14 protein-coding genes, 1 tRNA gene and 1 pseudogene are annotated in these 12,458 nt (G+C 60.9%); 9 read left to right on the top strand and 7 right to left on the bottom strand.

Annotated features, from left to right (window positions below; all coding sequences use genetic code 11):
* The first annotated feature begins 126 nt into the window (after positions 1-126).
* Positions 127-939 carry an RNA methyltransferase gene (locus ABVK50_RS20255; protein WP_353644876.1) on the top strand — a complete coding sequence of 271 codons (813 nt, stop codon included), beginning with the start codon at positions 127-129 and terminating at the stop codon, positions 937-939.
* On the opposite strand, the gene ABVK50_RS20260 is transcribed toward ABVK50_RS20255, so the two are convergent.
* Positions 928-2,019: a hypothetical protein gene (locus ABVK50_RS20260; protein ID WP_353644875.1), complete on the bottom strand. Its 1,092-nt coding sequence runs from the start codon at positions 2,017-2,019 to the stop codon at positions 928-930. The genes ABVK50_RS20255 and ABVK50_RS20260 overlap by 12 nt on opposite strands.
* Before the next feature lie 119 nt (positions 2,020-2,138).
* Positions 2,139-2,675: an EipA family protein gene (locus ABVK50_RS20265; protein ID WP_353645863.1), complete on the bottom strand. Its 537-nt coding sequence runs from the start codon at positions 2,673-2,675 to the stop codon at positions 2,139-2,141.
* A gap of 382 nt (positions 2,676-3,057) precedes the next feature.
* Between ABVK50_RS20265 and chpT the strand changes: the two genes are divergently transcribed.
* Entirely contained in the window at positions 3,058-3,687 is a 630-nt protein-coding gene (gene chpT, locus ABVK50_RS20270; RefSeq protein WP_353644874.1) for a histidine phosphotransferase ChpT, read from the top strand.
* 190 nt (positions 3,688-3,877) lie between these two features.
* On the top strand, positions 3,878-4,246 hold the full coding sequence (locus ABVK50_RS20275; RefSeq protein WP_353644873.1) for a response regulator: 369 nt from the start codon (positions 3,878-3,880) through the stop codon (positions 4,244-4,246).
* A gap of 48 nt (positions 4,247-4,294) precedes the next feature.
* Here the strand turns inward: ABVK50_RS20275 and ctrA are convergent, their stop codons facing one another.
* Positions 4,295-4,990 carry a response regulator transcription factor CtrA gene (gene ctrA, locus ABVK50_RS20280; RefSeq protein ID WP_008835512.1) on the bottom strand — a complete coding sequence of 232 codons (696 nt, stop codon included), beginning with the start codon at positions 4,988-4,990 and terminating at the stop codon, positions 4,295-4,297.
* Between the two features lie 451 nt (positions 4,991-5,441).
* Between ctrA and ABVK50_RS20285 the strand changes: the two genes are divergently transcribed.
* Both ABVK50_RS20285 and ABVK50_RS20290 read left to right on the top strand, forming a co-directional pair.
* Positions 5,442-5,819, top strand: a complete 378-nt coding sequence (locus ABVK50_RS20285) for a flagellar export protein FliJ (RefSeq protein WP_353644872.1) — start codon at positions 5,442-5,444, stop codon at positions 5,817-5,819.
* Positions 5,820-5,884: 65 nt separating this feature from the next.
* Entirely contained in the window at positions 5,885-6,334 is a 450-nt protein-coding gene (locus tag ABVK50_RS20290) for a paraquat-inducible protein A (protein WP_353644871.1), read from the top strand.
* 18 nt (positions 6,335-6,352) lie between these two features.
* Here ABVK50_RS20290 and ABVK50_RS20295 read toward each other — a convergent pair whose 3' ends face one another.
* Positions 6,353-6,628: a DUF1153 domain-containing protein gene (locus ABVK50_RS20295; RefSeq protein ID WP_006203587.1), complete on the bottom strand. Its 276-nt coding sequence runs from the start codon at positions 6,626-6,628 to the stop codon at positions 6,353-6,355.
* A gap of 270 nt (positions 6,629-6,898) precedes the next feature.
* Between ABVK50_RS20295 and mnmA the strand changes: the two genes are divergently transcribed.
* On the top strand, positions 6,899-8,089 hold the full coding sequence (gene mnmA, locus ABVK50_RS20300) for a tRNA 2-thiouridine(34) synthase MnmA (protein WP_353644870.1): 1,191 nt from the start codon (positions 6,899-6,901) through the stop codon (positions 8,087-8,089).
* A 14-nt stretch (positions 8,090-8,103) separates the two neighbouring features.
* Positions 8,104-8,484 carry a DUF1232 domain-containing protein gene (locus ABVK50_RS20305; RefSeq protein WP_353644869.1) on the top strand — a complete coding sequence of 127 codons (381 nt, stop codon included), beginning with the start codon at positions 8,104-8,106 and terminating at the stop codon, positions 8,482-8,484.
* A gap of 7 nt (positions 8,485-8,491) precedes the next feature.
* Here the strand turns inward: ABVK50_RS20305 and ABVK50_RS20310 are convergent, their stop codons facing one another.
* On the bottom strand, positions 8,492-9,445 hold the full coding sequence (locus ABVK50_RS20310; RefSeq protein ID WP_353644868.1) for a Gfo/Idh/MocA family oxidoreductase: 954 nt from the start codon (positions 9,443-9,445) through the stop codon (positions 8,492-8,494).
* Positions 9,446-9,659: 214 nt separating this feature from the next.
* Between ABVK50_RS20310 and ABVK50_RS20315 the strand changes: the two genes are divergently transcribed.
* A tRNA-Met gene (locus ABVK50_RS20315) sits at positions 9,660-9,736 on the top strand.
* A gap of 620 nt (positions 9,737-10,356) precedes the next feature.
* Here ABVK50_RS20315 and ABVK50_RS20320 read toward each other — a convergent pair.
* Positions 10,357-11,035, bottom strand: a pseudogene (locus tag ABVK50_RS20320) (IS630 family transposase); the annotation flags it as partial.
* Between the two features lie 132 nt (positions 11,036-11,167).
* Here ABVK50_RS20320 and ABVK50_RS20325 point away from each other — a divergent pair.
* Entirely contained in the window at positions 11,168-11,389 is a 222-nt protein-coding gene (locus ABVK50_RS20325; protein ID WP_353644867.1) for a hypothetical protein, read from the top strand.
* Positions 11,390-11,748: 359 nt separating this feature from the next.
* Here the strand turns inward: ABVK50_RS20325 and ABVK50_RS20330 are convergent, their stop codons facing one another.
* Complete coding sequence (locus ABVK50_RS20330) at positions 11,749-12,231, bottom strand: transposase (RefSeq protein ID WP_353644866.1); 483 nt, start codon at positions 12,229-12,231, stop codon at positions 11,749-11,751.
* Positions 12,232-12,458: the final 227 nt, after the last annotated feature.

A 12,458-nucleotide genomic window follows, 5' to 3' on the forward strand; every position in this document is an offset into this window, starting at 1 on the left:
TCGATTTTCGGAAAGCACGATGCGCAGATTCAAAGATCTACAGCGTCCTTTGCGCGTCCGAAGGGACGCGCGGCGCTGTAGACTGACGCCGTTTATCCGCCGGATGATCCCGCACGAACACCCGGCATGAACTCCGTCCGCATCGCCGATCCTCAGGATCCGCGGGTCGCGCCCTATCTCGATATAAGGGAGCGCGACCTTGCCGGAAGGCAGGGACGCTTCGTGGCCGAAGGCAAGGTCGTGCTCAATGTCCTGTTCTCGGCCCGGCGATTTGAGGCCGAATCCGTTCTGGTGCTTGAAAGCCGCCTTCCCGGCCTCGCCGGCACACTGGCGCTGGCTCCCGCCGACATGCCGGTCTATGTCGCGTCCGGCCCGCTGATGGACGCCATTGCGGGCTTCCACATCCATCGAGGCGTGCTGGCCATCGGCCGAAAGCGCGCGCCGCAATCGCCGGAGGAACTGCTCGACGAGTTGCCCGAGCGGGCGCTGGTCGTGGTGCTGGTCGGCATCGCCAATCACGACAATGTCGGCGCGATATTCCGCAACGCGGCGGCGTTCGGAGCCGATGCGGTGATCCTCGATGCGAGTTCCTGCGATCCGCTCTACCGCAAGGCGATCCGGGTTTCGGTCGGCGCCGTGCTCAAGATTCCCTTCGCGGTAGCGGACGATGCCGATCGGCTCGTCGATGCGATGGCGCGGCGTGGTTTCGAACTCTACGGCCTCTCGCCAAGAGGCAAAGCCGACCTGCGCGATATCGAGCGGCCTGAGCGCGCGGCGCTGTGGTTCGGAGCCGAGGGCGAGGGCCTGCCGGAAAGGCTGCTTGCCCGCCTGAACACGGTGCGCATCGCAATGGCCGGCGGGTTCGACAGCCTGAACGTCGCCGCGGCTTCGGCGATCGCACTGCACCGATTGGCGGAACTGGACAAATCAGCCGGCTGACGCCGCCTTCTGCAAGGCGCGCACGCGGTCGGCAAGGCTGGTCTTCTTCGCGCCGGCCCCCTGGCTGCTGTTCGGCGACGACAGCGCCTTCACGATCGGCGAGCCCTGTCCTTCGAGAACGCTGGTCAGATGCACCATCTGCGCCGCCAGCTCGCCGATCCGCTCGCGCAGGATTTCGTCGTCGCCGTCACTTCCCTTTTCCGCAGCCTTGAGATCAGCCTTCAGCTTGCGGTTTTCGCGCGTCAATGCCGTCAGGCGGCTTTCAAGCCGCTCGCGGCCGGCGGGCTTGTCATTCTCCTTGTTTTCCGCGGCGGCGCGCGCCAGTTCCTCGCGCAGGCGCGCCAGTTCCTTTCCGCCTTGCTCCAGCTTTCCCTCGCGCTCGGCGAGCGTCGAAAGCATGCCGGCAACCTTCCGTTCCAGGTCGTCGACTTTCCTGGCCTCGACCCTCAGCGCTTCACGGAGCGTGGCAGCCTCGCGTTCCCGTTCCTGAAACCGCTTCTCGGCCCGCTCGGCCTTGCTCCTCGACTGGACAGCTTCATTACGAAGCTGCTCCAATTCCGATTCCCGCGCCACCAGCTCGATCTGGCGGCTGCTCGAAGAGAAGCTGGCGTCGTCATACATGCGGCCGAGTTTCTCGATCTCCGCCGCCCGTTGCTTCAGCACATTGTCGGTTTCGGCGAGCTTGGCCGACAGCCGCTGCATGTCGTTGCTGTGCTGCCGCAATTCGGTGCGCAGCGCTTCGCCGGCTGTTTCGAGCGCCGTTATCTCGCGGTTCTTTTCGGAGATCACGAAATTGAGCGCCTTGATTTCTTCGCGGCCCCGGCCGATCTCAACGATTTGGGCCGCATTCTTCTCTTGAAGCGCCTGCGCCCTCATCTCGAGCCGCCGAGCCGACATTGCGAATTCCGCCCGTATCCGGTCTTTGTCCGCCTGGATCTCGTCGAGCGTCATCGGCATGGAAGCTTCGATGCGCTTTCGGGTCAAATTGACGGCGCGCCGCCAGAACGCCGGCGCGATCAAAAGCGCGAGAAAGCCGGCGGTGAAAAAACCGAGTGCAAAGAACAGGATGGACTGGATCACGTCGGGTCACGGACTCTGGTTGGAGCGGCTTTGCCGGCGCGCATGACGCCGCCTTCGCGCACGCTGCAACCAATATGCCGGAATGCCCGCCGGCGGCAACTGGCGCTATGTTCTGAGCGCTAGAAGGGATTCCAGGTCGGCCTCTCCGTCAGCTTCAGATAACCGACATTGATGCCGAGCCGCGCGCCGACGCCGGTGCGCACCGGAACAAGCAGCATGTCGCCGTTCTTCAGGACGTTGAAGCCGACGCCCGCGACGACATAGGCCGAGCCGGCCACGCCCGCGAAGCGGTGGTAAAGATTAGGAACATCGTCGAGATTGTAGACCAGGATCATATTGCGCGACCCCTGGCCGCCGAAATCCCAGCCTAGCGAGGGCCCCTGCCAGAACACCTTATGGTCGCCGGCATTCTTGGTGTAGAGCGTGCCCTCGCCATAGGTGAGGCCGCCGACCAGCGCGCCGGAGCCCTCCTCGCCCAGTATATAGCCGTTGGGCAGGCCATAGGACGAAAAGATCTTCTCGATGACGGTCGCAAGGCCACCGGACGTCGCACCGAAGAAGCGGTGGCCAGAATCGACGATTTCCTGCGCGGAATATTCCTGCGCCCGCAACTGACCGGTCGAGACGGCCAGGGTGCCTATCAGCGCCAACATCATTGCGGCAAGCCGGAGAACGCTCCGGTCGTAAAGTCGGGAAAACATGCTTGCAAATCTCCGTCCGGGAGCGTTTTTCGCCGACGCCTCGGCGCGCTGCAACTCTTTGGCGGTCGCTTGCCACGCCGTTTACCGAATCTATGCCGTAAATCTTTTCCAAGCATTAAGCCTCCATACGAAGATGGCGCTTCGGTGGCCTAGCTGCCCTTTTCGAAAACCGGTTTTCGCCCTATGGAGCAACCGTTTTGACGATTGAACATTTCACATTTGTTGATGCGTGCGGCAGCGCTGTGTACGACGAGACGGGGTGGGGACGGCCTGATTCGCCACCCGGTGCGACAGCATTCGCTCGTGCCTCGATTTTAATTGCCGCAGGGACATATTGATGGCCGAGCTTTTCACACTTTCAGCAGCCGATCTGGCCGCACTTTTGTGCAGCCGCGTATGCCACGACATCATTTCGCCGGTCGGCGCGATCAACAACGGACTGGAACTGCTGGATGAGGGCGGCGCCGATGCCGACGCCATGCAGCTGATCCGCACCAGCGCCCGCAACGCTTCGGCGCGCCTGCAATTCGCCCGCATCGCCTTCGGCGCCGCCGGCTCGGCCGGCATGGTAATCGACACCGGCGATGCGGAAGCCGTCGCCACCGCTTTCCTGCGCAACGAAAAACCCGAGCTCACCTGGTCCGGCCGCCGCGCCCTCCTGCCGAAAAACAAGGTCAAGCTGCTGTTGAACCTGATTCTGGTGGCGCTGGCCGCCATTCCGCGCGGCGGAAAGATCGGCGTTACGCTGGACGATGTCGAGACGGAGCCGAAATTCCAGATTTCGGCCTCTGGGCCGATGCTGCGCGTGCCGCCGAAATTCCTCGAACTGCATTCCGGACAAAAGCCGGAGGAAGCGATAGACGCCCATTCGGTGCAGCCATACTACACGCTGCTGCTGGCGCGCGAATCCGGCATGGAGATTTCGATCCACGCCACGGCCGAAGAGATCGTCTTCACGGCCGCCTGATCGGCGATCAAGGGCCGCTTTGCCACGCCGCGGCGGCTTTACGCTAAGTTTACCTAACCTTTTGTCCGGTTCTTTACCGGGTTGGGATATCGTCTGACGGTCAAAACCGCTGCCTCGCCAAGTGGCGAGAGCAAGTTTGCTGGCCGAAGAGTCCGCGACTTTTCGGGATCACGCTCGAAGGGACCGTGCCATGAAACGCTGCATGTTCGTCGATGATTCCAGCGTGATCCGGAAGGTCGCCAAGCGCATATTGGGCGGTCCGGAGATGGTGGTGATCGAAGCGGCGACCGGCCTCGACGCTATCGAAATGTGTGCGGCCGAGATGCCCGATATCATCGTGGTCGATGGCTCCCTGCCCGATATGCCGACTTCCGAAGTGATCAGCCGAATTCGCGCTATTGAAAGCCCGGTGAAGCCGCAGATTGCGGTTTGCCTGATCGAGATCGACGTCGGCGCCATCATGCGCGCCAAGCGCGCCGGGGCTCAGGGTTACATACTAAAGCCTTTCACAAGACCGCAGTTGCTCGAACGCTTTCGCAGTCTCCAGGCAGCCGCCTAACGCAAAAACCCGGCAATGCCGGGTTTTTGATGGTGTTTTTTGAACCAGTCAGGCGCTTTCGCGGATCTCTTCCGGCTCGCGCAGCACGTAGCCGCGGCCCCAGACCGTCTCGATATAGTTCTGCCCGCCGGAGGCCGCGTCTAGCTTCTTGCGCAACTTGCAGATGAAAACGTCGATGATCTTCAGCTCCGGCTCGTCCATCCCGCCATAGAGGTGGTTGAGGAACATCTCCTTGGTAAGCGTCGTGCCCTTGCGCAGCGAGAGCAGTTCCAGCATCTGGTATTCCTTGCCGGTCAGATGCACACGCTGGCCGCCGACCTCAACGGTCTTGGCGTCGAGATTGACCACCAGGTCGCCAGTGGTGATGACCGACTGGGCGTGACCCTTGGACCGGCGCACGATCGCATGGATGCGCGCGACGAGTTCGTCCTTGTGGAACGGCTTGGTCATGTAGTCGTCCGCGCCAAAGCCGAGGCCGCGAACCTTGTCCTCGATGCCGGCCATGCCGGAGAGAATCAGGATCGGCGTCTTTACCTTGGACAGGCGAAGCGTTCTCAAGACTTCATAGCCCGACATATCGGGCAAATTGAGATCAAGGAGAATAATATCGTAGTCATAGAGCTTGCCGAGATCGACGCCTTCTTCACCAAGATCGGTGGTATAGACGTTGAAGCTTTCCGACTTCAGCATCAGCTCGATACTCTGTGCGGTTGCACTGTCATCTTCTATCAGCAGAACGCGCATTTCATTCCCCTTTTCTGCCGCCGGACCGTGTGGCGCACCATACGGTGCCGGAGCAGCGATTGCCGTGAGCCGAGGCTGCCACCGAATGGTTAACAAAACCTAATTCTGCCCGCAAAGCGATACCAGATTTTTTAACCCTTGGATACATTCTCTTGAATCTTATGACGAATCCCAACGATCAGTCCTTAATGCGTCGCATGAACAAACAGCTTCAAGTGATTCATGTGATTCACCCCCGCCGGCAATTCAGCTTTGCACCCGAATTTTTACCGGGCCTTAAGTCCTGACGCGTATGATTAACAATGCCCGTAAACGAATGGTTACCAGCGTCGAAAAATCTTAGGAATTCGTTTCCTATGGCGGCGTTGGGCTGGCCGGACCGTTTGCGACAGGGTCGTTTTCGTGGGTAGGGCTGCTTGTTCAGAGTTTTGCGTCTCCGGGAGTACAGGTCATGAAGTCACGTGAAAACCTCGTTCGGCTGAAGCAGTTTCAGGTGAACGAGAAACGCCGGCAGCTGCTTCAACTCGACATGATGATCTCGGAATTCGAACGCATGGCCGGCGAACTGGATTTCCAGATCAACGCCGAGGAAAAGAAGGCCGGCATCACCGACATCAACCATTTTGCATATCCGACCTTTGCCAAAGCCGCCCGCTTGCGCAGGGACAATCTCATAAATTCCCAGACCGACCTCGCCCAGCAGCGAAGCGTCGCCGAATCATTACTCGCCGAAGCTGAAGCGGAGCTTTCCAAGGCGGAGATGCTGGAATCGCGCGACGGCAAAATGCGCGAGATCGACAATGACAGCCGTAGCGCAATGATCGGCTGAATACCGGGCCAACGCCGCAAAACCCGCCACTATCCGCCGGGTTGCGCATTCGCTATAGCGCGGCTATGCGGTTTCTTCTTCCGATCACGCTTCTTGCCGCCGCGATTTCGTTCGCGTTCGGCCTGGTATTGCCGCTGATCCGCATCGAGCGGCTTTTCGTCTTTGCCGACGAGCCGTCGCTGCTCGCAATGATCTCGGGACTGTGGGCAGAGGGCGATATTGCCCTTGCGATCGTCATTGCGCTGTTTTCGGTAATTTTTCCGGCGATGAAGCTAGGCGTGCTTTACCTGGCTGCGTACGCAGGAGTCGGCCGGCCACGCATACCTGACTGGTTTCGCGTGCTGGCCAATTGGTCGATGCTGGATGTGGTGTTGGTGGCTCTGGTGATATTCGCGGCAAAAACGAGCGGTCTAGCGACAGCGTTCACCAAGCCTGGCCTGTGGTTCTTCGCCGCCTCGGCGGTGCTGACGGCTGCCGCGTCGGGTCTGGCGAAGCGCCAGAGCCTGCATTCCTGAATTGTCAGTGGGCCGGCGTCAGTGCCGGTACTGCTGGATACGCGTGGTGCGCAGGCCGGCAAGGCCGTATTCATCGATCGAGGCCTGCCAGGAAAGGAATTCTTCGGTCGTGAGCTTGTAGCGCTGGCAGGCTTCCTCGAGGCTGAGCAGGCCGCCCCGGACGGCGGCAACGACTTCGGCCTTGCGGCGGATGACCCAGCGGCGGGTGTTCGTCGGAGGAAGATCGGCGATGGTAAGCGGGCTGCCGTCTGGCCCAATCACATATTTGACACGCGGTCTAACCAGATCGGTCATAGTACTCTCTACAAAAACTCAAAGACCCAATCCCGGCAACAATAGCCCAACAGCTTTAAAATTTGCCTAAACGCCCGGTAAGCGTTGGGTAATGATGGTGAATCCTTCGTTAGCGAGGCCTGCTGCCAGCTTTTCGCAACTGCCTACCGAAAAGCCTTTTGTTTGCAATGGCTTGTGATCCAGTCCGAAAAGTGGCGCTTTGTGCTTGCTTGACCTATATTGGCTTCGTTGGCATGAAGCGCCCAAATTTGGAACATGGAACGCCTTTCGATGAACAGCCTGGATCTGCCGGGACGGCCTGAGGACACACGCATCGTCGTGGCGATGTCGGGCGGCGTCGATTCCTCCGTCGTGGCCGGAATTCTGAAGCGCGAGGGCTATGATGTCGTCGGCGTGACGCTGCAGCTTTACGATCACGGCGCCGCGACCCACCGCGCCGGCTCCTGCTGCGCCGGCCAGGACATTGACGACGCCCGTCGCGTTTCCGAGACGCTGGGCATCCCCCATTACGTGCTGAATTACGAGGAGCGCTTCCGCAAGTCGGTGATCGAGCCTTTCGCCGAGAGCTATGTTTCGGGCGAAACCCCGATCCCCTGCGTTTCGTGTAACCAGACGGTGAAGTTCGCCGATCTCCTGGAGACCGCACGTGAACTCGGCGCCGATGCGCTGGCCACCGGCCATTACATCCGAAGCCGCGCCAACGGTGCGCACCGGGCGCTCTATCGTCCGGTCGACGCCGACCGCGACCAGAGCTATTTCCTGTTCGCGACGACGCAGGAACAGATCGACTACCTGCGCTTTCCGCTCGGCGGGCTGTCGAAGCCGGAGGTGCGCGCCATCGCAGAAGAACTCGGCCTGAGCGTCGCCGCCAAGCAAGACAGCCAGGACATCTGCTTCGTGCCGCAGGGCAAATATTCCGATATCATCGCCAAGCTCAAGCCGACGGCGGCGACGCCGGGCGATATCGTCCACATAGACGGCCGCGTGCTCGGCAGCCATGACGGCATTCTGCGCTATACGGTCGGGCAGCGCCGCGGCCTCGGCGTCGCTTCGGGCGAGCCGCTCTACGTGGTGCATCTCGACGCCGAGCGGGCGCGGGTGATCGTCGGGCCGCGCGAGGCGCTCGAAACCCACAAGATCTATTTGCGCAACGTCAACTGGCTGGGCGACATGGCGCTGGACGCCGTTCCGGCGGAAGGGCTGGAGCTTTTCGCCAAGGTGCGCTCGACGCGCCCGCCCCGCCCGGCGATGCTGCACCATCGCGGCGGCGCAAACTGGGTGGAACTCGCCGACGGCGAGTCCGGCATAGCGCCGGGCCAGGCCTGCGTTCTCTATACCGACGACGGCAATGATGCTCGCGTTCTGGGCGGCGGCTTCATCGAACGCTCCGAACGCGCCGCGGAAGCCGAGGCGATGTTGACCCGACTTGCTGCAAAGCCGGCGCGCATCGCCGCGGAATAGAAGCGGGCGAGGCGATGCTTGCCGCCCTGAAAAGCTGGGCGAAAGGTATCAAAAGCGATGCGATCGCCCTCTTCCTGGCCGCCCGCGATCCGCGGACGCCTTGGTATGCGAAGGCGACGGCGGCATGCGTGGCGGCCTACGCTTTAAGCCCGATCGACCTCATTCCTGACTTCATCCCGGTTCTCGGCTACATCGACGATCTGCTGATCGTTCCGGCCGGCATCTGGATCGCGGTCAGGCTCGTGCCTGCCGAACTGATGGATGAATTCCGCGCTAAAGCCGAAAAGGTCGAGGCTCGGCCGAGGAGCCGAGCCGGCGCCCTGCTCGTCGTCGCCGTCTGGCTTGCTGCGGCCGGCCTGCTGACCTGGTGGTTCTGGCCGCGCGGCGCCCGCTGATTACTGCTCAATCGTGGATGACAGTGCCTGCGGTCAGTATGCGCAGCACTGAGATTGCCTCTTCGCCGCTGGTCCGAGGCGCGGACCGCGTCAAGATGCAGTGCAGAAAGTGCTCCAGTTCGCGCGTCAGCGGCATGCCTTGCTTGACATGCACATAGGCAGGTTCGTTGGCGGTGAACGCCCATTGCCCGCTGTCTTGCCAGACGGCATGGCGATAGACCGCGAGCTTGCGCTCCCACGGTTCGACATCGTCGAATACCGCCATCGCCTTGGTGCCGACGACAGTCAGCCGGCGTTCGCGATAGGGGTTGAGCCGCGAGGTGAACAGATGGCTACGGAGGCCATTGGGAAAGCGCATGTGCAGATGCGCGAAATCCGAGAGGTGGTCGAGCAGCGCCGCCCCCTCGCCTCGCACCTCGATCGGCGCCGTCCCGGTGATCGCCAGGATCATCGACAGATCGTGCGGCGCGAGATCCCACAGCGCATCGTTTTCGGTGTGGAACTTGCCGAGGCCGAGGCGATGCGAATGGATGTATTTCACATCGCCGAGTTCGCCATTGTCGATCAGCTCCTTCATCTTCTCGAAGGCCGGATGGAAGCGCAGCACATGCCCGGTCATGAAGATGCGGCCATGTTTTTCGGCGGCCTGCACCGAACGCTCGGCGTCCACCACGGTCAGTGCGATCGGCTTTTCGACGAGCACGTCCTTGCCGCTCTCCACCGCTCGGATGGCGGTATCGGCATGGTATTGCGGCGGCAGGGCCACGATGATCGCGTCGACATCGCGGCGCGCAAAAAGGTCGTCAGGCGCGATCGCCAGGCAGTCCTGCTCGCTAGCAAAACCTTCCGCGCGCGCGCGGTTGGCGTCCGAAACGGCATGGAGGGCGCCAAGCGCCTTGAGGGTGCGGATGTGGTTCGAGCCCCAATATCCGCAACCAAGGACTGCAATACGCGGTGTCATCAATTTCATTGTGCTCAAGAAATACGTCGCGCGGAGACATAACGGCGCGGCGGTACGAACTCAAGCCCAGCCTCCGACACGATTGATTGCAGGCAAAGGCCTGTTGCGAGCATGAATTGTCGCGGCCGGCGCCGCGCTCCGTGCTTGACAGCCCCTCCCCAGCGCCACTATATCCCGGCCGACCTTGGCGAACATCCTTTGGACATTCGCCCGTGGCGGGATAGCTCAGTTGGTTAGAGCACGGGAATCATAATCCTGGGGTCGGTGGTTCGAGTCCACTTCCCGCTACCAAACTTCTCCTAATGAAAACAAGGGCTTACGGGCCTCATGGGAACTCAAGCAGCGCTAGGCTCCGTTGGTTGTCAATGCGTTTATACCGTTCCATACCGTTGGGGGGTGCGGTTCAGGCCTATTTATGACGGTCAACTTTCTTAGTTTTCAGTGTCCATTAATGCGGTGTTGTTGACCGCGATTCACACATCACCCCTTGCAACATTCAAGAGGGCCGTTGGGGAGTGGCTTCATTCAGAGGCTGCCGGTTGGCCATCACCGGTCCCGTGTTGGGCTTCAACGATGAGCCGGGCTCGCTGGTAGAGTTCATCAAACGTCACGATCTCCGGCCGGTGCAGGTTCTTTCGGTAGAGTTCAAAAGACCTGAATTTCTTTTCGTTTACGCCTCTTTCACATGCTCACGATCGAGCTCCACGTGCTCATTGCTCTCGTCCAGCTTTGGGCGCTGTTTTCCGCGTAAATTGCCCATTCGCCTTTTCAAAGGAACGAAGTCGCAGCAGCGCGAGGCTCCGACGGTAATGCTGTCGATAGGGACTAGCTCCATCGCGGCGGATCTGTCGGCCACTTCCAACTGCGGCGCGACAGTGGGCAGGCCAGGAATGAGCGACGGGAAAACAACTGTCGCCGGGGCTAAGCTCGGGCGCGAGAACCTGCTCCGCATAGGCGAGGAAGGCTGGGCCGTTCATCGGACCGTCGAGCAGCATCGGCGCGGCCATGCCGTCGAGCCGCAGGCCGGGGCGGTGAAGGTCGTCGTCTTCCAGTGCCCGTGAGGCACGGCCGCCAGGCAGCGCTCGCCGCATGGCGCACGGCCTCGCAACCGGGCCATCTTCGTGGATGCCGCGGTCTCGTCGATGAAGATCAGCTTCTCGGGGTCGAGATCGAGTTGACCATCGAACCAGGCCCTGCGGCGGCGCAGGACGTCGGGACGCTGCTGTTCGGCGGCGTGCGCCGTCTTTTTTTGAACGTGATGCCGCGCCGGTCGAGTAACAGCCAGACGGTGGACGGCGCTACCCGTACGCCCCGCTCGGCTGCAAGGCGTTCACCGATCTCGGCAAGTGTGATGTCCGGCGTCTCCTCGATCAGGCCGAGAACGAAGGCCTCATGCGCGTCGAGCTTCGAACGCGACGGCTGGCCTTGCTTGCGCGCCTCCATCTCGCCGGTCTCGCGATAGCGGCGATACCAGCTTCCCGCCGTCGAAATCCCGATCCGGAAGCGACGCGCAGCCTCCCGCGTCGATAAGCCATCCTCAATGGCCGCAATCACCCGCCCGCGCAGGTCCGCGCTCAGGCTCCTTGTCATCCTCACCCCCTCGCAAATCACTAGGAGCAGTGAATCAGACGAAACTTACCGCGTGAATCCCAAAACCGACTCTGCGTTCTTCGAAGATGCTCTAACTTGCGAGACATTAGCGCCGCCTAAACGACAACCTGGTTGGACAAGTTCCAGCGCACCGGTGCTGCCAATCCTTATCGCGATGCAATCCACCTCGAGCGCGCCTTCGACATCGTGCACGCGCGTCCAGTCACCGGGCGCGAGGGCCGCGACCTGGTCGCCTATGCCGGCGAGGCGCGCACCTTCCGTCACTCGGCTGCACCTCGCTTAGACACGCTCACGTTATGTATGGGCGCGAAGCTGCCTCAATGCAGCAAGTAGAGAACCCAAACCACCATGCGGTCGAGGTTCACGCTTCGTGCTGTCGAAAGTCGCATAAAAGGCACTGAGGAATTGAAAGGCTCGCTTAGGCTCTTTCGCCGACTGGCTGAATGGCACCGCCGACGCTGGTTGCCGCATCGGGTTCAGGCCGTTGTTGATCAGGCCGATCATCAGCGCGGCCACGACCGTGCCGGTCGTCTGCCGAAGCCGCTGAACAGGTTGCCAACGAGCACGGCCGTCGCTAATGACGGATAACCAGTCAGACTGAGACCGCCGCCATAAAGGGCGGCACCCAAATAGAGACAGCTATAAGAATATTCGGCCCGATGCGACCGACTCTACTTTGGCCACGCACCGGCTCAAGAAAGCCCCAGCTTTTTCCTGAGGTCGGCGTTTTCTTTCCGGAGCCGGTCAGCGAGAAGCTTCTTCAGGCGGTCATTCTCTTCTTCAAGCTTGACCAGATCCTTGAGCTCATCGCTCTGTGATGTCTGCCCAGCAGTCTTCTTCCACTGGTAGTAAGTCTGTTCCGATAATCCAGCTTTCTGGACCGCGGCCTTGATGCTGTCTCCCCGTCCGATCTGCTTTTCGATCTCGCCGAGCTTTTGGGCCCGCTCTATTTCAGAATATATTTTCCGTGCTGGCCGGACGGCAGGCGAAGCGGCCGCTTTAGATGAAGAAGCCTGTGGGGCCGACCTGGCGGCCTTGGTTCGTGCAGCACCTGCGCGCTGTCCGGTTCGCTTCTTCGTCTTCGGCGTTTTATGCTTTACATCATGTGTCAGTTCCTTCCCAGGCACCACCTCGGCTGCTGCCGGATTTGCCTCGGTTTCCTTGAGGTCGGCCATGAGACACTCCCTTCGATGTCAAACACCCATTCTCCACGCAGCATCAATAACTTACGGACTTTGTCAACAGAGCCGAAACTTCTGCTCTAATTGCACTCAGCGCAGGCCTCAAAAGAAGAGGCTCCGGTGCAGTGCAAGCTTACCTTGAAGCCCGTGACCTCACCAACAAGACGATCCGGAGCCGCTCGAGCTCAACGATGCCACTCCGAGAAGAGGTAGGCCGCCAG

This window comes from Mesorhizobium sp. WSM2240 (assembly GCF_040438645.1).
GTDB lineage: Bacteria > Pseudomonadota > Alphaproteobacteria > Rhizobiales > Rhizobiaceae > Allomesorhizobium.